Source organism: Aliivibrio fischeri (assembly GCF_009727955.1).
Taxonomy (GTDB): domain Bacteria; phylum Pseudomonadota; class Gammaproteobacteria; order Enterobacterales; family Vibrionaceae; genus Aliivibrio; species Aliivibrio fischeri_A.
This window is the reverse complement of sequence record NZ_WOBR01000016.1, coordinates 1-23748: the sequence shown is the minus strand read 5'-3', so window position 1 is coordinate 23748 and position 23748 is coordinate 1. Positions and strand designations below refer to the sequence as shown.

Here is a 23748-nt window from a genome sequence, read left to right as displayed (position 1 = left end):
TTTATAACTTCATTATTTCCAAAGAGAAGTTAATGAATCTAGTAAACCAGAACTTGCATTTTGAGAGCTTAAGTACTCAGTAATTACAGGAGTAAATTGCGAGATCAAAGCCGGGTCTAATCCAAGAGCTGAAAAAGCTGCTTTTACACTATCCATATTTGAAATCATGCTGCCTAATCCACCAGGAATTGCTCCCGTTAGAGATTCAAGACCAGGGATCATACTATTTAATTCAGAGCTTTCAGAATCCGATAGGCCATTACCTGCCATCGCTAATAGAGCGCCAGCACCGCCAGCAGCTTGATCAGCTGAGATATCAAGGTTTTCAGTTAACATTCCAACTAATGGATTAGAAGCGGTTGTCTCTTCTGTTTTGGCATCGTCACTGCCACCAAAAAGATTAGAAAGAAAAGCATTAGCTGGTGCAGCTGCTGTGAGTGAAAGTGCAAGCGTTGATAAGATTAGCGTTTTTTTCATTGTCATTTCCTTTTAACATATCAATATTGTTTTTGTAACATTGTAGTTAGAGTATGACACAAAAAAAAGCGATACCCATAGGCATCGCTTTTTAATTTTATATTTAATCTTTTTTGAGAAAGATTAAAGGATATCTAGTAGTTCAACTTCAAATACTAGAGCAGCATATGGAGGGATTGCAGCACCAGCGCCACGCTCACCGTATGCTAGGTTTTGTGGAATAGAAAGTTTCCACTTAGAACCTACAGGCATTAGTTGAAGAGCTTCAACCCAACCAGCGATAACGCCAGTAACTGGGAATTCAGCAGGCTGGCCACGTTCTACAGAGCTATCGAATACAGCACCGTTAGTTAGCATACCGTGGTAGTGAACACGTACTGTTTTATCAGAAGTTGGAATTTCACCAGTACCTTCAGTTAGTACTTCATATTGAAGACCAGACTCAAGTACAGTTACTTCTGGACGAAGTGCGTTATCAGCTAGGAAAGCTTCGCCTTCAGCAGCAGCAGCTTTAGATGCTTCTGCACGAGCTTCTTCAGCGCGCATGTGAAGTGCTTGAAGAGCTTCGTTGATAGCGTCAACTTCGATTTCTGGCATGTCGCCAGTTAGTGAAGTAGCGATACCTTTAGCGATAGCAGCAACGTTTAGGCCTTCAAGACCAGATTGTGCTAGTTGTTGACCCATTTGAAGGCCAATGCCGTAGCTTGCTCTTTGTTCTACTGTTTCTAATTTTACTTCAGACATACAGTCTCTCTTTCTTTATATGGTATAAACGAAAGCATAAAGGATACAGAGATCTAAGCTTAAGGTAAACTTTTGTACTTCTTTGAACTCTGATATTAGAATAAAACGTGAGCTCACCAGTTTCGCATGAGGCGATGGTATGAATAAAAAGAAAAAAATGAATGTAAAACGCCCAGATTTTTCTGAGCAATTGGCTAATTTAAAGGAAAAGTGTGGGCCTCTTATTGAAAAAGTTGCACCTTATTGGCAGCGATTACCTCAATTTCATCAAAAAGCATTACGCATTTTAGTTCCCGTTACCTTTGTTTTAATTTTATTACCAAGTGGGGCTGAGGAAGAGGTAGAGAGTATTCAGCCTACAGTGATCCCTGCGCCTGAAATGCAGAGACAAAGTGTTAGCTTAAACCTTGAAGGGTTAAGTGAACAAGAGGCATCATCAAACCGTAATCAAAGAGAAACAACAGTTAATAGAGAAGCAAAAGTACCGACTCAAACAAGGCCAATTGAAAAAGAAACAACAGCAGTTGAAGCCAAATGGCACGATTATCAAATTCAAGAAGGCGATACGCTTTATCAAGTATTTAGAAAAAACAATCTGCCATTAACTGAATTAAATAAAGTCGTGAAAATTGAAGGTGCAGATAAACCATTAAGTAATATCAAAAAAGGTCAACTGTTCCGCTTTAAACTTAATCAGCAAGGCGAATTGGATATCGTACAAATAGAACGTGATGGTCAAGCGATTATGTACTTTAGAATGTCCGATGGTAATTTTGGACGCAGTAAATAATCTTTCTCTTTGACTACTTTCCTCTTATGTTCTTTAACCATGTTTTAGGCATAAGAGGAATGACGATTAACGCGATTCCCACAGCCGTTAATATGTCAGGTATCTCGTCAAACCAAACCACACCAAATATAACCACAAAGATTAACCCTGAATATTCAGCCAAAGAAATTTGAGTTGCAGGGGCTTTTTTGTATGCAATGGTCGCTAACCCATTATAACTAATAATAAAAGTCGCGCTTAGAGCGATCCAAAGAACTTCATGATAATGTAATGGTTGCCAATAAAGCCACGCTAAACCGCCTGAAACCGGTAAGGATAATAATGTCGTCCAAAATAGTGTGGTAATAACGGATTGATCGTTAGGTATTTTTCTTACCAAAATATTGTATAACGCCAATGTTGTTGCGGTTCCTAAAGCAAAAATAGCTGCCCAGTGGAATTGGGAAGGGCGAAGAATAATAAGAACACCAATAAAACCGATAATGGTTTGGAGAATTTTTTTTGTCGATGGTCTTTCATTAAGTAATAGTATTGAAAGTGGGATCATTAATAATGGAGCAGTATAAAAAACGGCATTAGCTGTCGCTAAAGTTAAGTAGGTGATTGATACCACCATACAACCACTACCAATTAAAAGAACATGAGCTCGTATTAGAGTTACTTTAGGGTTACTTAAGTATCTTGATTTTGGTTGTTGATGAAACCAAAAAGGAAACAGAAGAGCGAGTGAGATCAATTGACGCAGAAATATATATTGAAAAGGCGAAACTCCACCATCCAATACTTTAACTGCAACATCAGAAAGAGAAGCAAGTAAGTTTCCCAATATCAATAAGATAATAGCTAAATGAGTAGGCGTCATCATTGATCTCATGCTCATATTATTTTTCTAAGCGCATATCAACATGAGGTATATCATCCTCAAGGTACATATCAGAAATTACCTCAAATCCGTGTTTTTGGTAAAAGTGAGTTAGATGTTCTTGAGCGCCAATATCAATAGATTCTCCTGGCCATAATTCTTCACAACAGGCTAAAGCTTGCGATAGAAGTTCATGCCCTAAACCATCACCTCTTGCCGTTCCTTTCGTCGCAACTCGTCCAATACTGACATTGATATAACTGGTACCTGCTGGCAGTAATCGAGCACAGGCTATGATTTCATTATCTTTAGTGCCAATTAAGTGATGAACTCCATCTTGGCAATCTTTACCATCAAGTTCCGGGTAAGGGCAGGTTTGTTCTACAACAAAAACATCAACTCTTAAACGAAGTAATTCATAGAGTTGAGAAGTGGTTAATTCGGTAAATGGTATTTTTTGCCAATGGATCATGGAATTTATCTCAATGAAAACTGAAGAGTTCAAAGATACCTATGTTCACTTTTTTTGGCATTAACTTATGTTAACTTTTTAATTCTGTTTTTTATTCGACTTAAGCTGATATGAGTTATACCAAGGTAAGCCGCAACTTGGTAATCGTTGAGTTGGGCTAATAGCTCTGGGTAATTTTGACAGAATACTTCGTAACGAGCTTGAGGTGAGTGTAATAACATAAAACGCTCTTTCCTTTCTTTATACAAAAGTTGGGTTTCTAATAATTTGATATAAAGAGGGTTTGCATTTTTTCGCCATTGATTCAGTTGAGCGATAGGTAATGTGATTAATGTTGTTGGTGTGATGGTTTCAAGAGAGTAGGGAGATGACGTTTGGTCTAATAATTCTTCAAATCCAACAACCCAATCTCCTCTCCAATAAAATTCTTTACTAAATTGCTTACCTTGTTCGGTGAGATAACAAGAATGGCAAAACCCATCAATAAGAAAATAGAACTCATTAGCAACGTTATTTTGTTTGATAAGTATAGACTTAGCAGGAAGGTTTTTTAGCTTACCTAACTTAACTATTTGAGATATTTCATGGGGAGTAAACCCGTATGATTCCAGTTGAGTGGTAAAAAGAGCATTCATAGTTAAGTACTTTTATTATTAGAAGATGATGTTTTAATAGTGGAAAACTTAGCATACAGATACAAAAATAGCATGGTGAAATCACCATGCTATTTGTTTTGTAGAATAGATGAATTTTATTTTGCTAAGTTAAGTTGATATACAGCAAAACCAACATCATCAGTCGCAACACGTTTCATTGGGTATTGACCTTTATCTTTAATAAACTGAGTTGCTTTTTCGCTTGGTGATGTTTCAAAGCGAATATCCAGTTTTTCGCCATTTTTTATTGGTGCGAAAGACCAGTTATTATCAGCTGATGGTTGAACTTGACCCGCCTCTTTACTAACTCGAGAAATGTAGTTAGCAAGAACTGTACGGTTTTCATCTGGAGAATCAAAAGCGATGAAATCAGCACCAGTGCCAGGGAACTTATTGCTGTAAGCTCGGTAGTTGTTAGTTGCGATAAGGAAGTCTTGCTTCGCATCAATTGGTTTGCCTTGATATGTTAAACCGATGATACGCTCAGAACCTTCATTAATTAAATTACAGTCACCGTCATATTTTGCTGGTTGAGTTATGTCAATTTGGTAGTTAACACCATCAATGACATCAAAGTTATACGTACGGAAACCATCCCAATCAATTAACTGTTGAGGTGCAGTACTGTTGATGTCGATTTGTTTAAATTGACCAGCAGAGCATTCAAGCCACTCTTTTACTTCTTTACCCGTTACTTTCATTGCAACTAATGTATTCGGGTATAGGTATAAATCAGCCGCATTACGGAACGTCAATTGGCCTGATTCAACTTCAGTGAAGTTTGTTGGATCATTCCCACGACCGCCAGCTTTGAATGGCGCTGCCGCAGAAAGTACTGGAGTACCATCTAAATCAGGGTCGCCTTGAATGAAACGTTCAACATAATCTTTTTGTGCAAGGTTAACGATTTGAACGGTAGGATCATCTTGAACTAAAGCTAAGAAGCTATACATAACATCATCAGCTTTACCAATTGGCTGGTTAACGAAATCACGTGTGCCTTTATGATCCGCTTCTAAAGCTTTTACGATGCCTTTATCAGCGTCAGCCAGTGATTTCTGATTTGTTTTATCAAAAATAGGGCGAGCTTCTGATTGACCTTTTACTACACTCCATTTGCCATCTTTTTGCTCAAGAGTTAAATCCATTACACCAACATGGCTACCCCAGCGGCCAGGCATAACAGCAGCAACGCCGTTAATTGTACCGTTTTCGTTATCAATACCTTGTAGGTTATCGAACCCTTTTCCTGGGAAAACCGCGTGTGAGTGACCAAAGGCAATAGCATCAATACCGTCTACTTCAGAAAGGTAGTAGGTTGAGTTTTCTTCACCTTGCTTATATGGATTTGTTGATACGCCAGAGTGAGGAATTGCAACGATAACATCAGCACCTTCTGCTTTCATTTGAGGTACTAATTCTTCTGCTGTTTCTTTTATGTCACGAGCAAAAACTTTACCTTCAAGATTCTTTTTATCCCATACCATGATTTGTGGTGGAACAAATCCGATGTAGCCGACTTTGATTTCGTGCTCTACACCCGCTGTATCTTTTAGTTTATGAGTCTTAATGATGTATGGTTTGAAATAATGCTCTTTTGTTTTTGCATCATAAACGTTAGCACTGATGTATGGGAAATCAGCATCATTAATTGATTCTGCTAAAAACTCTAAACCGTAGTTAAATTCGTGGTTACCAATGTTACCTGCATCGTAATTTAATTGATTCATCGCTTTATATGCAGGGTGAACTTCACCAGCTTCAATGCCTTTATCTGCCATGTAGTCACCCATTGGACTACCTTGCAATAAATCACCATTATCAACTAAAACACTGTTTGTTACTTCAGCACGAGCTTCTTTTACCAATGTTGCTGTACGAGCTAAACCAATTTTTTGAGTCGGCTTATCTTTGTAGTAGTCATAATCCATAAGGTTAGTATGGATGTCTGTTGTTTCTACCACTCGTAGATTAATAACTTCATCGGTATCGGTAACTGTTGGGCTACAACCTGAAAGGGTAAGTAGACCTAGGCCAGCTAATACTGCAATTGAAACAGGTTTTGCTGAGAGGTTCATAGTGTGTCTCCAAAAGGTGATAATCATAAAAGCGCCAATAAGATAACAGATTGGCTATGTTATAAATGTAACTGGCCTCTCAATGTGTGCAGTTGATCTTGTTTCAGTACGCTTTATGGTAATCAGATCACAGCTTTATTATTAATTAGTTAGCCATGTTATCGACCGATATTTTGATTTTCCCTTCTCGTTTTTTCTTTATTTTTTCTGAATGAAACGCATTAATTTTTTTGCGTTAGCATTAAATCGAATAAAAAATGAAATTTTAGAATTTCAGGTAATAAAGTAACCCGTCTATAGTGGTTTTATTGGAATGACAATTCGCCGCCTGCAACGATAAAAAGAAGTGTTAAGACTATCACCAGAAGCAGGAGCCATTACCAAATTTAGCCTAAAGGACAAAAGCACATGGACGCAAAACGATTGACCCACCTTCAGCAACTAGAAGCGGAGAGTATTCATATTATTCGCGAAGTGGCAGCTGAATTTGATAACCCTGTAATGATGTATTCGATTGGTAAAGATTCATCAGTGATGCTGCATTTAGCTCGTAAAGCATTTTATCCAGGAAAGATCCCATTCCCACTTCTTCATGTTGATACCGATTGGAAATTCAAAGAGATGATTGAATTTCGTGATAAAACAGCAGAAAAATACGGTTTTGACCTATTGGTACACAAAAACCCTGAAGGGTTAGAAATGGGCATTAATCCGTTTGTGCATGGTTCATCAAAACACACCGATATCATGAAAACACAAGGTTTGAAACAAGCATTAAATAAATACGGATTTGATGCTGCTTTTGGTGGCGCTCGTCGTGATGAAGAAAAGTCACGCGCCAAAGAACGTGTTTATTCATTTAGAGATAAAAACCATACATGGGATCCGAAAAATCAACGCCCTGAGTTATGGAATACGTATAACGGACAAGTAAATAAAGGGGAAAGTATTCGAGTATTCCCGCTTTCAAATTGGACTGAGTTGGACATTTGGCAATACATCTATTTAGAAAATATTGAAATTGTTCCTCTGTATTTATCAGAGAAACGCCCAGTGGTTGAGCGTGATGGCATGTTGATCATGGTAGATGATGAGCGTTTAAAACTGGAAGAAGGTGAAGAGATCCAACATAAAGATATTCGTTTTAGAACTCTAGGTTGTTATCCATTAACAGGAGCGGTGGAATCAAAAGCGAATACATTGCCTGAAATTATTGAAGAGATGTTAGTTGCGACCTCCAGTGAGCGTCAAGGACGAGCGATAGATCATGATTCATCTGGCTCCATGGAGCTCAAGAAGCGTCAAGGTTACTTTTAATATCAGGCATCTAAGGAAGGATTAAATAAATGAATAGTGCAGTAGAGCAACAACTGGCAGAGCTTGGTATTGAAGCTTATTTAAAAGAACATCAATACAAATCATTACTTCGATTTTTAACGTGTGGATCAGTAGATGATGGTAAAAGTACCCTCATAGGCCGATTACTCCATGATTCAAAACAAATCTATGCAGATCAACTAGATGCAGTTCATGCTGACAGCCAACGAGTGGGTACTACGGGTGAGCGTCCAGACTTAGCTTTATTGGTTGATGGCCTGCAAGCTGAGCGTGAGCAAGGTATTACGATTGATGTGGCATATCGTTATTTCTCAACTCAAAAACGTAAATTCATCATTGCCGATACACCGGGACATGAGCAATACACTCGTAATATGGCTACGGGGGCATCAACCTGTAATGTCGCCGTGATTTTGATTGATGCTCGTAAAGGAGTGCTTGATCAAACTCGTCGTCATTCTTATATCGCAAACCTTCTTGGTATTCGTCATTTTGTAGTAGCTGTGAATAAAATGGATTTAGTTGAATATTCTCAATCTCGTTTTGAAGAGATTAAAGAGGAATACTTAGCTTTTTCTAAGAAACTGAATAACCCAAATTTAGATATTTCTATTTTACCGTTATCTGCATTAGAAGGAGATAACGTAGTAAACCCAAGTGAGGCACTATCTTGGTATCAAGGTGAACCATTATTAGAAGTACTTGAGAATGTGGATATTGATGCAGATAAAGGCAATGGTGAGTTTAGATTCCCTGTGCAATACGTTAACCGTCCAAACTTAGATTTTCGTGGTTTTGCTGGTACGGTTTCTTCTGGTGGAATTTCTGTTGGTGATGACATTGTGGCTTTACCATCAGGAAAAAAATCGAAAGTCGCTCGTATTGTTACTTTTGATGGTGATTTAACATCAGCTCAAGCAGGCCAAGCAGTGACATTAACACTTGAGGATGAAATTGATATTAGTCGTGGTGACTTGTTAGTTAAATCACAGTCGAACTTGCAAGCTACGGATCAGTTTAAAGCTGAGATTGTATGGATGACGGAAAAAGGATTAGAACCGGGTCGTCAATATGATATTAAAATTGCAGGTAAGAAAACCGTTGGTCAAATTGATGCTATTCACCATCAAGTGAACATTAATAGTCTGGAAAAGTTTGATACTCAAGAGCTGCCGTTGAATGGTATTGGTTTATGTGATGTATCGTTAACGGAAACCGTGAGTTTAGATCGTTATCAAGATTGTGCAGATACTGGCGGGTTTATTTTTATTGATCGTCTAACCAATGTAACGGTAGGGGCTGGGATGATCCAAAACCTATCTGATTTGAGTGAGACTAAGCCAATTAATGACAATATCAGTGCGTTTGAAATTGAGCTAAATGCGTTAATTCGTAAGCACTTCCCACATTGGGAAACCAAAGATATTTCTAAGCTTTTAGGCTAAGGACTGTCACTATGGCATGGGAACAAGGATTCGTTCTGGCGTTATTAACTCTGATTATTGTGAGTTTATTGGCAAGTAAGTTAAAACCAAGCGTCATATTTGCAGGTTCTGCATTTATTGCTTTTATGCTTGGTATGATTGATTTACCTAGCTTGGCAAAAAACTTTACTAATTCATCTTTGCTAACGCTAGTGCTGCTTATTTTAAGTTCTTGTGCTTTAGAAAAAACACGCCTTATCAGTTGGGTTGGGCGTTATATTTCTGAAGGAAGGTTAGGGAGTGTGGTAGGCAAATTAGGTCTATCTACTGCCTTACTTTCTTCTTTTACCAATAATACAGCGGTTGTTGTTTCATTGATTGGAGCAATAAAACGTAATCAACGTCACGCACCTTCTCGATTACTTATTCCTCTATCTTATGCCGCTATCTTAGGTGGAACATTAACGTTAATTGGTACTTCAACGAACCTTATCATTAATAGTTTTGTGGAAGACACTGGTTTACCGAGCTTAAGTTTCTTTGCCCCTACAACGATTGGTCTAGCCGTTTTATTTGGTGGTTTATTGATTTTAATTCCACTGAGTTATTTATTGCCTCAGTACGATGAAAGTCATCAAGATGAATTACCGTATTTTTTAGAAGCAAGAGTAGAAGGTGGCTCACCACTAGTAGGCAAATCAATCAGTGAAAATAACCTTCGAGCATTGCGTAAGCTGTTTTTAGCGGAAGTGATTCGTAATGGAAAAACCATACCATCGGTTGATCCAGATATGATTTTATTAGCTGGAGATAGGCTGCTGTTTTGCGGAGACATTGAAAGTGTTACGACGTTACAAGAAATTAATGGTTTAACCTTATTTGGTCAGCATCATTTAAATGGACAGAACCTACTTGAAGTTGTTGTAAGCCAATCGGCCTCTATTCGTGGAAAAAGCATTAAATCCGCTCAATTTAGAGAACGCTTTGACGCGGTAGTGGTTGCTATTCGCCGCGGGCATGAACGACTTGAAGGTGGATTAGGAAAAATTGAATTACAAGCAGGGGATACATTAATTTTGGTTCCCGGCAAAGACTTTGAACAGAGCAAGCAACAACTAAAACGTGAATTCGTCATTATCAGTGATTTAGATTCAGCCGCAAAACTGGATGGAGATAAGAGTGCTTTAGTTTTGGTTGGTTTTGCTGCTGTGATTACCGCTGCTTTACTTGATGTGTTTCCTATTATTAAAGGACTCTCTGCTTATCTACTCGGTATGCTAGCGCTAGGTATTATTAATTTAGGTGAAATTCGCAGACGATTCCCAATTGATATTGTTGTTATTGTTGGTGCAGCGCTTTCTATCGCACAGTTAATGTTGTCATCAGGACTATCTGTTCAATTAGGTGAAATGTTTATTGAGCTGTTTAATGGCTGGGGAGTGATGGGGGCATTAATTGCGGTATATCTTATTACATTGGTGTTGACTGAACTTATTACCAATAATGCAGCAGCAGCACTGGCTTTTCCTATTGGTTATAGCATGGCATTGGGGTATGGCGTTGATCCCATGCCTTTTATTATGGCGGTGCTTTTTGGGGCGAGTGCCAGTTTTATTTCCCCTTATGGCTATCAAACCAATCTACTCGTTTTTAGTGTGGGCAATTACACACTGCTCGATTATGTGAAAGTGGGATTACCCATGTCGATTATTTATTCGGTACTGGTATTAGCATTAATCCCTTACTTTTTCCCATTTTAATTCAAGGATGAAACATGACAGTACAATCAGTAATAAAAGATGAGAATGTCGTTTGGCATCAGCATACCGTAACAAAGGAAATTCGTTCCGATCTTAAAAAGCAAAAACCGGCGGTGCTTTGGTTTACTGGATTATCGGGGGCAGGGAAATCAACCATTGCAGGTGCATTAGAAAGTAAATTGGCAGAGCTTGGGTATCATACCTATTTACTTGATGGTGATAATGTTCGTCATGGTTTATGTAAAGATTTGGGCTTTTCAGATCATGATAGGCAAGAAAACATTAGACGTATTGGTGAGCTTGCAAAGTTGATGGCAGATGCTGGGCTTATTGTATTAAGTGCGTTTATTTCACCTCATAGAGCTGAGCGTCAAATGGTTCGAGAGTTACTGCCTGAAGGTGAGTTTTTAGAAGTTTTTGTGAATACCTCACTGGACGAGTGTGAAAAAAGAGATCCAAAGGGCTTATATAAAAAAGCACGAGCAGGTGAGATAAAGCATTTCACAGGAATTGATTCTGAATATCAACAACCGTTAAACCCCGAAATTGATTTGCCCGCAGGAACTCAGTCGATAGAAGTATTAGTTGAACAGTGTTTAGAAGAGCTAAAAGTACGTTCAATTATCTAGAAGAAAAAAATAGCCCTAGTAGTGATTTTTTTGGAATCATTCAATCTAGGGCTCTGATTATTTTTGAGGCTTATCTTTAACTTAGACAACTAAGCCATCGTTGAAATGGATTTTGCAGCAACATCCGTTTCAACCATAAACTTCTGACTTAATAAACTGATGAGGTTATCGTAATAATTTTCATTCGGTTTATTACCCAGCAGTTTACATAGTTCTGCACCAGTAGGACTAAATCGGTAATATACCAATCGAGACCCTTTCTGCATTGGTTTTATTGCGATGTTCTTCCCTTGATATTGCAATGGTAAGGCGGGTTCAAACTCAATCTCTCCTGACTCTAGTTCAGTGCTAAGTAGTAAACCTAACTCAATAAGAAGTAATAAACTTGAATAAGGTAGTTTGTAGTTACCTAAATGAATGAGCTGAGGCCCATCGGTTTTATAGAAATTAAAAAAAGTACCAGCACACTTATAACCCAATAGGAGTTTTTTACTGTTGTCTTGTCCAAAGCTACATGCGAGTGAAGCTGCTCTTTGAAATGTTTGAGCTTCGCGTTGGGTCATGTCTTTTAGAACTTTAAGGGCTTTCATTGAAGTGGAACCAGGGCTGATCACTTCTTGTTTGAATATTTGGCTCCACAGTTTTTGCATTGATGAGTCGTGGATATCTTTTGCCATTTCAAAGAAACGATGTAGCCAATCAGGATCTGGATCGCCTGCGGTTTCATCATTGCAATAATCGTGAGCGAGTTTTACGATTTTTTCTAAATTTTGTTGTTGTTGTTCACGCAATAATTTCTCACGATATAACGCACGTTTAAGTAGTGTTTCTTCTGGTTTTGGAGGCTGAAGATTGGCCGCAAGACCTTGCTGAATTGCAATTTCTTTTAGTCGTCTAGCGCTGCTAACTACATAATGTTCTTTTTTATGAGTTGGTTGTTCTTTTTTAGTTGTTTCATCTTTAGTGATGATAGTTTGCTGCGTATTCATGAGTTCGCCTAGCTTCGATTTAACATGATTTCCCATTATCTTATCGGTTGCTGAAAATAAAAACTTTAATCTCAAAGCGATATTTGCGAGTTAGTCAAATAAAGTAGCAGGTAATTAGTGTTGAAATGATAATTTTTTGTTAAAATAAATTGGTTGATTAATAACGTTGGAGAGGGGAAATGAAAGATTCAAATTTTAAGAAAGTTCTACTTAGCGTTACATTGGTTAGTGTTTATGCAGTAACACTGGTTTATTTATCTAATTATATTTAACTAAACAAAATAAACCAGTGTAAAATATTTGTTAACTATTCGTCGTCATATTCTTCTAATCTAACGCCTTCAATAAGATAACCAGTTTCAGCAAGTTCGCTATCAATGGTTTCTGTTTTTAACTTTCCAACAATATAAATGACATCCCACAGTTGCTGTATTGGAGCACCTTTTTCGAATTTCACATAAATAATTTGGTTTGGTGGTGGTGGTGGAACATGAATACACGCCCCGAAGTAAGGTACTAACAGGAATTCTGTGATCATTTTATCGTCGCCCTCTAAAGGGATCACAAAACCGGGTATTTTTACCATACTTCCGTTTAATTCTTGTCTAACCGAACCCACTAAAGATTGCTGCATTTGACCACCATTATGATCAATTTTAGGCATTCCCATCGAGTCAAATTGATTTCTTTCTTGTTCAGGAATCAAATCAATCCAATCAAGTTTTAGTACCTCATTACTGAATGCACTAAAAGGCATCAGCATTAATAGGCAGATAATTATTTTCTTTTTCATTAAAAGGGTCCTTATAACCTTATTGTCATGCCATCACTTAAAGAGTGTCGGTAAGCTTGTATTGCTGGAATAACGCCAATCACAAAGCCTGAACACAAAACAAGGCCAAGTAGCTTGAGTTCATAAAGTGTTGGTAGGGTCAACTCAATGGCAATGCCATAATATTGCTGGATTATAGGTTGTAGAATACTGAGGGATAAGTAAAGCCCTATTAAGCCTACTATGATCCCAAAGCTAGTTATTACGACAGCCTCACTAATCAATAAGATAAAAATATGCTTAGGTTGAGCCCCCATTGCACGCAAGATAGCCATTTCTCTACGACGTTCTTGCAAGCTAGTTAATAGGCTTGTTAGCATTCCCATTAATCCTGCGGCAACGACAAAAACAGATACAGCTAAGAGTGCTTGTTCTGCCACAGACATCATTCCCCATAATTCATGTAATGCGATACCGGGAAGAATGGCACTAAGTGGTTCTTTTGAATATTCATTAATGTAGCGTTGTAGGGCAAAGGTTTGAATCTTTGATTTTAATCCAAGCATGAAAGCTGTAATTTCTGCAGGTTCAAATTTTTGTTTTTCTAAGATTTTTGCATCGGGAGTATTGCCTAAATGTGCTCCACTTTCCCAACCGACATGAATGGCAGATATTGCTTCTAGTGAAACATGTAAGGTCTTATCTACAGGTGTTCCTGTTGGTTTTAAAATACCTACGACAGTAAAAGGTAAATTATCGTGTCTGGTAAAAGACTTATCACTGATCCCGTGCGCAATAACCAATTTATCCCCTAGATGATAATTGAGTTTATTAGCAACATCAGCACCTAACACAACATCAAATAATCCATTAAATGGTTTGCCTTCTTTAAACTCAAGAGGCTGTTTTTTTCCATATTGATAAAAACGGAAATAGTCTTGATTGGTTCCCATTACGCGGAAACCTTTGTGAGAATCTCCTAGTGAAATAGGAATCGCCCATTTTACCGCTCGTTGATGAATGATTTCTTGATAGCTTTTCCAATCGATATTATTTGTCGCATTACCTATTCTAAAAACAGAATAAAGTAGGAGGTTTACTTGACCTGAGCGGGCACCAACAATCAAATCAGTATTTGAAATCGTATTAGCAAAGCTATTTTTTGCTTCAGTACGAATACGTTCTACACCAACTAATAGCATTACTGAAATAGCAATGGTTGCAACAGTAAGCAGTACAGTTGTTTTACGATTAGCTAAACTTTTCCAAGCTAACTTTGTAATGCCTATCATGATATTTCTCCTGCTTTATTCAATTCTCTTAAATCAATGCTTTGATCAAATAAAGATTCTAAACTTGGGTCATGACTAACAAAAAGTAAACTCGCGTTACTGTTTTCACATTCATTCATTAACAACTCAATAAAAGCAAAACGAGTCTCATGATCCAGTGCTGAGGTTGGTTCATCAGCAATAATTAATTTCGGTTTTCCAATAAAAGCTCTTGCTGCCGCGACTCGTTGTTGTTGGCCAATACTTAAATCAGTAATGGGTTTATTAAAATGAGAAGCTGGCAATTGAAGCTGCGTTAAAAGGCGTGTTGCTTCTAAGCGTAATTCTTTTATAGATAATGTTTTTTTTGAAGAAAATTGATAAGGCAAAATTACATTATCAATAACGGATAAATAAGGAAGTAAATTAAACTGCTGAAAAATATAGCCAATATTATCTGCTCTAAATCGGTCTCTTTGATTTGATGAGAGCTGATTGATATCTGTGCCATTAATATTTACACAACCAGACGTTGGAGAAAGAATGCCAGTTAAGAGACTTAATAGAGTTGATTTACCACTTCCACTAGGACCCTTAATAAATAATTTATTTCCTTGTTTTTGAGTAAAAAAAGGAATGTCTATTGTTAGTTCGGTTTGATTTGGCCAGTGAAAAGTTAGGTTCGATAATTCAATAATATTCATAGTAAAAATGGCGGTGTTACCACCGCCATACCTAAGCTATAGAGTGATAATTGATGACTTTGGTGTTAATGAAGCGGCTTTTTGACCTGCATCACCAAGGTATTGAATTGTCATTTTATGGGTATGAGGGAAGTGAGTGAACCACTGAGTTTCTATTTGGTCTAGGTTTGAAATTGCTTCACAGTGATATTCATATTGAGCACTAAACTCACCATGCTTGCCATGTTCTTTATGGTGTTCACCATCATGGTGGTCATGGTCATGGTCATGGTCATGGTCATGGTCGTGTTCATGGTCATCATGATCGTTATGATTAACTAGGTTATGAGATACATGAGCTTCTTCAAATGTACATTTTGCATTTTCAGGAAGTGTAAAGATCAGGTTTGGGTTGTTTAATGTTTTTACTGCATTAGCAAGTACTTGCTTTTGAGCGTCATCTTTTGGAGCATGTTCAAAACCAACAACATCAGCGCCAGGAGCGGTGATCTCAAACAATAAGTGATCGCCATCTTGAGCAATATTGGTTTCAACCACACCATGGACATGAGCATCGTGGTGACGATGTTCACTTTCATGATGCTCTCCATCATGATGATTATGATCATGGTGGTCATTAGCATTTGCAGCATAACTTACCGAGAATAAAGAACCTGAAACTGCTAAGCAAAGAAGTGTTTTTTTATTACAGATAGACATAATAATTTCCTATTTTCTAAGAATTATAAATTGAATGTGGTTATTGTTTAGAGAATAGACGGAGTTGGAGGTGCTCGCGAATGAACTGTTATGTTTAAAGGTGATGAGTTTTCAACTATAGAAAATAAAGAGCAAATAATTAGCTGGGGGATAACTGGTGGTGATGTAACGTTGATACAAATACCAGAGCTAAATGATTGAAACTGCTGGCAATGGTGATCTTCATGATGATGTAAGTTGGTATCAACTTGGTGATTAGCAACCAAAATACCAAACAACGCTAGGAGTATTGCAAACCCCCAATTTAACCAGCGTTGTTTAGTAAAGAAATACGATTGCATTGTACTACCCTAATTGAATGAGTAGTAAATGTAATAATATAACATTTTATAAGCAAGGCATTATTTATAATTGAGTGTGAATTAGTGCTATAACTTGCTTAATTTCATCCTTTGATAACTTTCCTTCTTTAATAAAAAGAATTTTTCCTTCTTTATCTTGAACGATAATAGCTGAACTTTCAGGCTGTAAATCCCAAGCTTTTGCTACTTTACCATGCTCATCTAATACCATTGAAGACCATGAAAACTCTTCTTTACTTTCTTCAGCGGAAGACTTCACAAATCCACCCGTTCCCCAGATAGAATCATCTTGATTGATGATAGTTGTTGTTTGATATTCTGTTTCTGGGAACTTTTCTAATGTAATTGCACTCATAAGATCGGCATTCATTGCTTTCGCACTGCTTCGACCTGCTATTGCCTGCAATACTCGAACTTTTCCTTTAAGTTGTTCAGTATTCCAGTTTTGATAGGTTGCAGCTGAGTCTTTAAAAAAGATCTCCCCATATTGTTCAATCGAAACTGATGGGACTTCTTTGTTAAGAGATAGGTTGTGAGCAAATGAAAGAGAAGGGAGCAGACAAGCCGCAAGTGTAAGTAGTTTTACTTTTTTCATTTTTATTATCCTTGATGATTAACCTTCGTAGTTTAGTGTAGCGATAAGAAAAAAGCGATTCGACCAGTCCTTGCTGTTTTGATTTTCTCCTTGTTGAAAATAGTTTTGCTTCCTATAATGTTAATCACTTGTTTTATTTGTAATAAAGCAGTGTGAATTGGCGTTTGTTTTCAGGACTAATAAAACCTTTATATGGATAATCGGGGAATGGCTATGTTTAGAAATTTTAAGGCTTATCGACCATTGCAAGTCGCTCGTTTTGTAAAAACGTTATTTAAGGGTAATTTGCATATTGAAGGTATTGGAACTTTTGAGTTTGATGGCGGTAAAATTTTAATGCCAAATCAAGGAACTAAGAAAATGCTATTAGTTATGAGTGAAGTGAATCAACATATTCGTCAGCTATCAATGATGCCTGCTTAAAATTATAGTAATCGTTAATAGAAGGTGCTCGTGGTCATGAGCACCTTTTTTGTTTATATAAAACAAACTCCAGTACCTTTTAAACCACAATAACCATCAGGGTTTTTAGCTAAATATTGTTGGTGGTACTCTTCGGCAAAGTAAAAGGTTTGGACTGGTACAATTTCCGTTGTAATAGCTCGCATGATACCTTGTTTTTCTAGAGCAGCTTGGTATTGCTGTTGAGTTTGTTTTGCTGTTTTCAGTTGCTCTTTAGATGTTGTATAAATAGCTGAACGATATTGTGGCCCAATATCGTTACCTTGTCGCATTCCTTCTGTTGGGTCGTGTTTTTGCCAGAAAGAATGTAATAAGGTATCTAATGAAATTATTGTTGGGTCAAAAATGATTTTTACAACTTCAGTATGATTGGTTGTTCCTGTACAGACTTCTTTATAAGTAGGGTGTGATGTTGTTCCTCCGCTGTATCCAACCGCAGTAGAGTAGACGCCTTCTAACTGCCAAAAAAGACGTTCAGCACCCCAGAAGCAACCCATACCAAAAAATATTTGTTCAAAATTTGGCGGTATGAATTCTAAATTACGTTGAGAAATAAAATGAAGTGGTGGTGACGTTGGTTGTTTAGTTGTCATGTTGCATCCTTCAACTGAGTTAAGATAGAAGACATTTATCTTGTGCTACTCTATAAAACGAGTAAATTACCATTGCATATAATGCATTAATGAATCAATAGAATAATTACAAGTATGATAAAGAAGTTACCTTTATTCATTATAGTTTGTTTGCTTGCTATCTCATCTCAAGCCTTAGCAGAAACAGAACTAGAAATAGAGGGATTAGAAGGACCTTTACTGAGTAATGTCGAAGCATATATCTCAGGTATTCCAGAAGAAGACTATTCTGTCTCTCTTCGTTTCCAAGCTCGTCTTCAAGAAAGTGTTACCGATGCTTTAAAAGCTCTTGGTTATTATCAACCAGTCACTACTTTCACTATCGAAGGAGAGCAATCAGATCATACTTTAATTATGAATATCGAAGCAGGCGCACCTGTTATTATCTATGTCAGCGATATAGTGATTAGTGGTGAAGCTGCTACAGATGAGGATTTTATTAAGGCCGTAGATAATTCAGGATTAAATCTTGGACAAGTGATTAATCATGGTCGATATGAAAGTTTAAAAAGTACGTTACAAAATCTGGCATTGAGAAAAGGCTATTTTGATGGTGATTTTACGACAAATCTTTTGGAAATAGCTCCCGGTCGACATCAAGCAATGGTTCGTTTGCATTATGATAGTGGTAAACGATACAGTTTTGGGGATACATCGATTGATGGTAGTCAAATTGAAGAAAAAAGAGTTCGCTCAATTATTCCGTTTAAAGCTGGAGACCCTTATCTTGCAAGTCAAGTCGGTGAATTAAATCAATCCCTTTCAAATACTGAGTGGTTCTCTTCTGTTTATGTTGAACCAGATATCGACGCTGTTGGAAAAACATATCAACTGCCAATGAAAGTCCATCTTTCGCCTCAAGTTAAAAATCAATTAGAAACAAGTATTGGTTATGCAACAGACGTTGGTGCGAGGGGGAAAATTCGCTGGAAAAAGCCTTGGTTAAACCCTGAAGGACATAGTTTAGATACAGCTCTTTCAATTTCAAAACCAGAACAAGAAGCAACTATTTCTTATAAAATCCCGTTAGAGCAAGTTTTAAAAGATTATTACATCGTCAAATACGGTCTTAAAAACGTAGATAATAATGATACAGACAGTTTAGAGTCGAATTTGGCTTTTGAAAGACATTGGGTTTATGACTCTGGTTGGCATAGAACTATTTATACTCGCTTTTTATACGAAGAATTTACTCAAGGTGTTCAAGATGGCACTGCATGGCTAGTGTTACCTGGTATTTCTTTTTCTCAAAGCCGTTCCCGTGGTGGCACCATGCCCATGTGGGGCGATAAAAAAGCATTTACTATTGAAGCAACGGATCAAGCATTAACATCAGATGTGAAGTTATTACGTTTACAAGCTCAAGGTGCGATTGTTCGAAGTATTGGTGAAAATCATAGAGGCGTAGCTCGAGCGGATATTGGTGCTATATATACCGATGATTTCTATAAGTTACCTCCATCAATTCGTTTTTTCGCAGGTGGTGATAATAGTATTCGTGGTTATGGCTATGAAGAGGTATCTCCAAAAGACAGTGAAGGTTATTTAACTGGTGGCCAATATATGGCGACAGCTAGCCTTGAATACCAATATCGAGTTGTTGGTAATTGGTGGGTTGCAACGTTTGTTGATTATGGTGATGCATGGTTGGATGTACCTGATTGGAAAATGGGGGCAGGTCTAGGTATACGATGGGCTTCTCCTGTTGGTCCCGTTCGACTTGATTTTGCATGGGGATTCGATGCTGAACCAGGCGATGAATTTAAAGTCCATTTTACCTTGGGGCCAGAAGTATGAGTTCCATTAATATGAACGAAGAGCATAACAATCAAGAGTTGAAGAAAGAACGACGTTTCAGTCGTCATTGTCTTTGCTTTGCTCTTTTTTTTCCATCAATTCTATTATTACTCCTATTAATAGTAGGCGCCGTTGTCTTTACGAATTCTGGATTAAAGCTGATAGTTTGGGGCGCAGAAAAAGCACTTCCTGAACTATCAATTGAAGGTGTAGAAGGAAGTGTCATTCCTGAATTTACATTATCGAATATAACCTATGATAATAAACAATTGCTTAGTACGGAGATATCTCGCTTTCATTTTTCACTAACACCTAAATGTCTATTAATTCCTTCAGTTTGTATTGATGATATTTCTGTGGATGGACTGACGTTAGATTTTCCAACACTCCCAACGTTAAATGAAGAAGAAGAGACTGATACTGCTGAAAACAAGTTGTTGTCGATTCCTATTCCGATAGCAATAACCAATATTACCTTAAATAATATAGATGCGAATATTTTGGGAAATCATATTCAGTGGAGAACATTTTCTACTGGAGTGAATATCCATAAAAGTGAGTTAACATTAACTCCTTTGAACTGGGAGCATATTCGCTTAGAGCTTGCTTCAAGTGAAAGCACTGCTGTAAAAAATAAAGAAAAAACAACATCGTCAAAAAAAGATGATGCACCTATCGTTTTACCTGAAGTATTTATCCCTTTAAATATAAAAGTTGAACAGTTCGCACTTCGTGATTTTATCCTACAGCAAGAGACTCCCGTAAAAGTAAATAAACTAAACTTCAAAGCAACTGCTGGTGAAAATAACGCGAGTATTAATGATTTTTACTTGGATATACCACAAGTAAACTTATTACTTAATAATGAGATAGTTTTAAAGGGGGATTACCCACTCACTTTAGACGGACTGCTTGAACTAAAAGAAACGGAATTAAAAGGTCATAAGTTAGCTATAGAGGCTGATGGAAGTGTTGCTGATTTGAATGCTTCATTAATGTTGAGTGGTGGCCTAAAGGTTAAAGTCGATGCAAATGTTCACCCTTTAGATAAAAAACTTCCGTTTGATGTACATGTCTATAAAGGTGAACTGTACTGGCCATTAACTGGCGATAAAGATATTAAGGTTCAAATTCCTAATATAAAGACAGAAGGAAACCTTGAGCAATATAACTTTGCAAGTGCTCTATATATAGAGGGGAAATCAATTCCTCAAACAGATTTACGTTTAGAAGGAAGAGGAACTTTAGAGAAAGTCGATTTATCTGATTTGTTAATTGATACGTTAGGTGGCTCCATTTCAGGAAGTGCAGAAGTCAATTGGGCTTCATTAGTATCGTGGAAAACAGATATCAATTTGCAGAATATACAGCCCGGATTACAGTGGCCAGAAGCGGAAGGGGATATCAGTGGGCAATTGATTACAGATGGACATTTAACTGAAGATGGTGGGTGGGTTGTTGATGTACCAACCATAGATATTAATGGTGTGTTTAGAAGTTACCCTTTGCTAGTTCAAGGCACATTAAAAGCTGATGATATTCGTGGTATAGGTGAACCGCATTTAAATATTTCCCAATTAACAATCAATCATGGTGACAATGGATTAGCTGTGTCTGGTGAGTTAAATAAAGAGTGGAACCTAAATGTTGATATCGATTTTCCAGAGTTATCAGATAGTGTGCCAGATGTTCATGGCAAATTGATTGGTAATGTTGCGCTAACGGGAGAGTTAACTAAGCCTAGAATCGATCTTGATATCGATGCTATAGGATTACAATTACCTAAGAAGGCAAGCTTAAATAAAGTTTCTATAGAAGGATATATAGTACCGTCTCCGACCATTGATGCGGATTTAAGTATTAAGTTATTAGATGGAAAATACCAAAAACAAGTATTGAATGATTTGATCATTCGATTTAGTGGTAAAGAACAAGCTCACAAATTGCAAATAGACTTAAGTTCAAATGTCATTGATTCTCACCTTGTATTTAAAGGCTCGCTTGATCGAACTCAAGGCTGGAAAGGGGAGTTAAGTGAAGCTGATGTGATTACTGAAATCGGACCATGGAAATTAGATAAAAAAGCAGATCTTGCATACGACATCAAAAAAGAAGAACTATTTGTTCAGGCAAACTGTTGGAGTCAGGGAAAAACGGCGCTTTGTTTGAATAAAGATTTACATGCAGGGAAGTCCGGTAATGCTGATATCAGTATTAAACATTTTGAGTTTAGTAAGCTACAAAAATTCATACCTGATGAAACCGTTATAAATGGTGAAGTTAATCTTGATGCATTAGCTAAGTGGTCTGTTGGTCAGTCTCCTTATGTTAAAGCTAAATTGCATCTTCCAAAGGGTAATATTCAACAGCAAATGGAAAGCCCCCTTATTATTGGCTGGGACGATTTTACTGTTAATGCTGAAATGAAAGACGATGAGTTAACTACTGATTGGTTGTTAGCGTTAACTGATAATGGTCAACTAATAGGAAACATGAAAATTGACCAGTTAACAAAAGCAAAAACATTAACAGGTAATTCAAAAATAGAGAAAGTCTCATTAGCAATGTTAGAGCCTATTCTAGGGGAATACAGCCAGCTAAGGGGAATGGTGAATTCTGACATCAATATTTCTGGGCCAATAGAACACCCAAAATTGTTAGGTAATTTGAGTGTCGATGAGATAAAAGTCAAAGGAGAGGTATCTCCTGTAGATATTAATGAGGGAAATGTTGATATTGTTTTTTCTGGCCATAGCGGAAAACTAAGCTCATTAATTACGACTGCTGATGGTGATTTGCATATTGATGGTGCTGCGCATTGGAGTGACCTGAATCAGTGGGATGCTGGCTTAGATATTTTTGGTAACGAATTACAAGTTAATGTGCCACCAATGGTAAAACTCAAAGTTAAGCCTGATATGAAGATTCGAATTAACCCGACACTAGCTAAGATTACGGGATCTATTGGAATACCGTGGGGCAGGATTGTTGTTCAAGAATTGCCAGAGAGTGCCATTGGGGTATCTAAAGATGAAGTTATTCTTGGGGATGACTTAAAACCAATAGAAAAACCATCACCATTACCTATGACGGTTGAAACCGATATTAATATCAATATTGGTGATGATGTACTGCTATCAGCGTTTGGTTTAGAAGGTGGGTTAGTCGGTAACCTTAATATTACTCAAAAAAATAAAGGGCCATTTATTACAGGTGAAGTAAATATAGAAGAAGGGACATATCGTTCATTTGGGCAAGATCTACAAATTAGAAAAGGAAAAATTCTATTTAACGGCCCAGCAGATCAGCCTTATGTAGATATAAAGGCGGTTCGAAATCCTGAGAATACAAAAGATGATGTTGTTGCTGGTATTAAAGTTACAGGTCCAGCGGATACACCAAGGGTTGAAATCTTTTCATCACCAAGTATGCCCCAAGCAAATGCGCTTTCTTATTTATTAAGAGGACAAGATATTGATGGGGAGTCGGGCGGTAATGCCATGACAACTACTTTAATTGGATTAAGCTTGGCAAAAAGCGGAAAGGTTGTCGGTGAAATAGGTCAAGCATTCGGTGTGCAAGATCTACAATTAGATACGGCTGGTTCAGGAGAAGATTCGCAAGTAACGATTAGTGGTTATATAGCCCCGGGATTACAAGTGAAGTATGGCGTCGGTATATTTAACTCATTAGGTGAATTTACATTGAGATATCGAATTATCAGTGATCTCTATATAGAAGCTGTATCAGGAGTAGATAATGCAGTTGATTTAATTTACCAGTTTGAATTTGATTAAAATAGGTCAAATGTGGATAACTTTGTGGGTAAGCTGTTGCCATGGTAAGGGTAAAAAAAGATAAGTTTTCTTTTGAATAAAATGCCATCAAACAAGCATAAAATATAAAAAAAAAGCTATTTTATGCTTGCTAATGAAATCGAACTCCCTATAATGCGACCTCACTGACACGGAGCGCTCAACCAAGAGCTGCAAAGGGTTGGTAAGAAAAACGGTTTGAAAATTAAATTTAAAAAAGTGTTTGACACGAAAGTTTAATTAGCTAAAATGACCGTCCTCTTCACAGAGAAGCGGAAACGCTTTGAAAGTAGAAGAAAAGCTCTTTAAAAATTAGAAACCTATTAATCTGTGTGGGCACTTGTGAATTGATAATCAACAAATTATCAATGAACTGAGTGACTACACAAAATTACTTTTATGTAACAATCAGTATTAATC

Annotated in this window: 21 protein-coding genes; 8 read left to right on the top strand and 13 right to left on the bottom strand. The window is 37.3% G+C overall.

All coding sequences use genetic code 11. The features are described from left to right. Positions 1 to 12: 12 nt before the first annotated feature. Positions 13 to 477 (bottom strand): DUF2780 domain-containing protein, encoded by a 465-nt coding sequence (locus tag GNP81_RS18520; RefSeq protein ID WP_005417362.1) that lies wholly within the window; start codon positions 475 to 477, stop codon positions 13 to 15. 123 nt (positions 478 to 600) lie between these two features. After that, positions 601 to 1221, bottom strand: coding sequence for a BamJ family beta-barrel-assembly machinery protein (locus tag GNP81_RS18515; protein WP_005417363.1), 621 nt, complete (start codon positions 1219 to 1221; stop codon positions 601 to 603). Between the two features lie 139 nt (positions 1222 to 1360). Between GNP81_RS18515 and GNP81_RS18510 the strand changes: the two genes are divergently transcribed. Beyond that, positions 1361 to 2011: a LysM-like peptidoglycan-binding domain-containing protein gene (locus GNP81_RS18510; RefSeq protein WP_155674880.1), complete on the top strand. Its 651-nt coding sequence runs from the start codon at positions 1361 to 1363 to the stop codon at positions 2009 to 2011. Between the two features lie 13 nt (positions 2012 to 2024). Here the strand turns inward: GNP81_RS18510 and GNP81_RS18505 are convergent, their stop codons facing one another. From GNP81_RS18505 to GNP81_RS18490, 4 genes are all read right to left on the bottom strand, one after another. Then, the gene (locus tag GNP81_RS18505; RefSeq protein WP_186809420.1) at positions 2025 to 2873 is read right to left on the bottom strand and encodes a DMT family transporter; all 849 of its coding nucleotides are present in this window, start codon (positions 2871 to 2873) and stop codon (positions 2025 to 2027) included. 19 nt (positions 2874 to 2892) lie between these two features. Then, a complete protein-coding gene (locus GNP81_RS18500) occupies positions 2893 to 3345 on the bottom strand; it encodes a GNAT family N-acetyltransferase (protein ID WP_155674879.1) in 453 nt (150 codons plus the stop codon). 65 nt (positions 3346 to 3410) lie between these two features. After that, positions 3411 to 3980 (bottom strand): Crp/Fnr family transcriptional regulator, encoded by a 570-nt coding sequence (locus GNP81_RS18495; protein WP_155674877.1) that lies wholly within the window; start codon positions 3978 to 3980, stop codon positions 3411 to 3413. 116 nt (positions 3981 to 4096) lie between these two features. Beyond that, a complete protein-coding gene (locus GNP81_RS18490) occupies positions 4097 to 6079 on the bottom strand; it encodes a bifunctional 2',3'-cyclic-nucleotide 2'-phosphodiesterase/3'-nucleotidase (protein ID WP_155674875.1) in 1983 nt (660 codons plus the stop codon). A gap of 408 nt (positions 6080 to 6487) precedes the next feature. Here GNP81_RS18490 and cysD point away from each other — a divergent pair, with 408 nt between their 5' ends. From cysD to cysC, 4 genes are read left to right on the top strand one after another with little or no spacing between them, the layout of a single operon-like run. Then, positions 6488 to 7396, top strand: a complete 909-nt coding sequence (gene cysD, locus GNP81_RS18485) for a sulfate adenylyltransferase subunit CysD (RefSeq protein ID WP_005417374.1) — start codon at positions 6488 to 6490, stop codon at positions 7394 to 7396. A gap of 29 nt (positions 7397 to 7425) precedes the next feature. Beyond that, on the top strand, positions 7426 to 8862 hold the full coding sequence (gene cysN / locus GNP81_RS18480) for a sulfate adenylyltransferase subunit CysN (RefSeq protein ID WP_155674873.1): 1437 nt from the start codon (positions 7426 to 7428) through the stop codon (positions 8860 to 8862). 11 nt (positions 8863 to 8873) lie between these two features. After that, positions 8874 to 10601 (top strand): SLC13 family permease, encoded by a 1728-nt coding sequence (locus tag GNP81_RS18475; protein WP_155674872.1) that lies wholly within the window; start codon positions 8874 to 8876, stop codon positions 10599 to 10601. Between the two features lie 14 nt (positions 10602 to 10615). Further along, positions 10616 to 11230 carry an adenylyl-sulfate kinase gene (gene cysC / locus GNP81_RS18470; RefSeq protein ID WP_155674870.1) on the top strand — a complete coding sequence of 205 codons (615 nt, stop codon included), beginning with the start codon at positions 10616 to 10618 and terminating at the stop codon, positions 11228 to 11230. 89 nt (positions 11231 to 11319) lie between these two features. Here cysC and GNP81_RS18465 read toward each other — a convergent pair whose 3' ends face one another. From GNP81_RS18465 to GNP81_RS18435, 6 genes are all read right to left on the bottom strand, one after another. Beyond that, the gene (locus GNP81_RS18465; RefSeq protein ID WP_005417387.1) at positions 11320 to 12219 is read right to left on the bottom strand and encodes a TIGR03899 family protein; all 900 of its coding nucleotides are present in this window, start codon (positions 12217 to 12219) and stop codon (positions 11320 to 11322) included. A gap of 307 nt (positions 12220 to 12526) precedes the next feature. Further along, entirely contained in the window at positions 12527 to 13012 is a 486-nt protein-coding gene (locus GNP81_RS18460) for a DUF3299 domain-containing protein (protein ID WP_005417389.1), read from the bottom strand. Positions 13013 to 13023: 11 nt separating this feature from the next. Then, positions 13024 to 14283 (bottom strand): ABC transporter permease, encoded by a 1260-nt coding sequence (locus GNP81_RS18455; protein WP_155674868.1) that lies wholly within the window; start codon positions 14281 to 14283, stop codon positions 13024 to 13026. Beyond that, entirely contained in the window at positions 14280 to 14966 is a 687-nt protein-coding gene (locus GNP81_RS18450) for an ABC transporter ATP-binding protein (protein WP_155674866.1), read from the bottom strand. The genes GNP81_RS18455 and GNP81_RS18450 overlap by 4 nt, the downstream gene beginning before the upstream one ends. A 36-nt stretch (positions 14967 to 15002) precedes the next feature. Further along, a complete protein-coding gene (zrgA, locus tag GNP81_RS18445; RefSeq protein WP_155674864.1) occupies positions 15003 to 15665 on the bottom strand; it encodes a zinc uptake protein ZrgA in 663 nt (220 codons plus the stop codon). A gap of 405 nt (positions 15666 to 16070) precedes the next feature. Continuing rightward, positions 16071 to 16622, bottom strand: a complete 552-nt coding sequence (locus GNP81_RS18435; protein ID WP_155670692.1) for a YtfJ family protein — start codon at positions 16620 to 16622, stop codon at positions 16071 to 16073. Positions 16623 to 16829: 207 nt separating this feature from the next. On the opposite strand from GNP81_RS18435, the gene GNP81_RS18430 reads away from it, so the two are divergent. Continuing rightward, complete coding sequence (locus GNP81_RS18430; RefSeq protein WP_005417417.1) at positions 16830 to 17045, top strand: DUF1107 domain-containing protein; 216 nt, start codon at positions 16830 to 16832, stop codon at positions 17043 to 17045. A 53-nt stretch (positions 17046 to 17098) separates the two neighbouring features. Here GNP81_RS18430 and msrA read toward each other — a convergent pair whose 3' ends face one another. After that, positions 17099 to 17677 carry a peptide-methionine (S)-S-oxide reductase MsrA gene (gene msrA, locus GNP81_RS18425; protein WP_155674862.1) on the bottom strand — a complete coding sequence of 193 codons (579 nt, stop codon included), beginning with the start codon at positions 17675 to 17677 and terminating at the stop codon, positions 17099 to 17101. Between the two features lie 114 nt (positions 17678 to 17791). Between msrA and tamA the strand changes: the two genes are divergently transcribed. Further along, the gene (tamA, locus tag GNP81_RS18420) at positions 17792 to 19513 is read left to right on the top strand and encodes an autotransporter assembly complex protein TamA (RefSeq protein ID WP_155670688.1); all 1722 of its coding nucleotides are present in this window, start codon (positions 17792 to 17794) and stop codon (positions 19511 to 19513) included. Next, positions 19510 to 23310, top strand: coding sequence for an autotransporter assembly complex protein TamB (gene tamB, locus GNP81_RS18415; RefSeq protein ID WP_155674860.1), 3801 nt, complete (start codon positions 19510 to 19512; stop codon positions 23308 to 23310). The genes tamA and tamB overlap by 4 nt, the downstream gene beginning before the upstream one ends. The last annotated feature ends 438 nt before the right edge of the window (positions 23311 to 23748 follow it).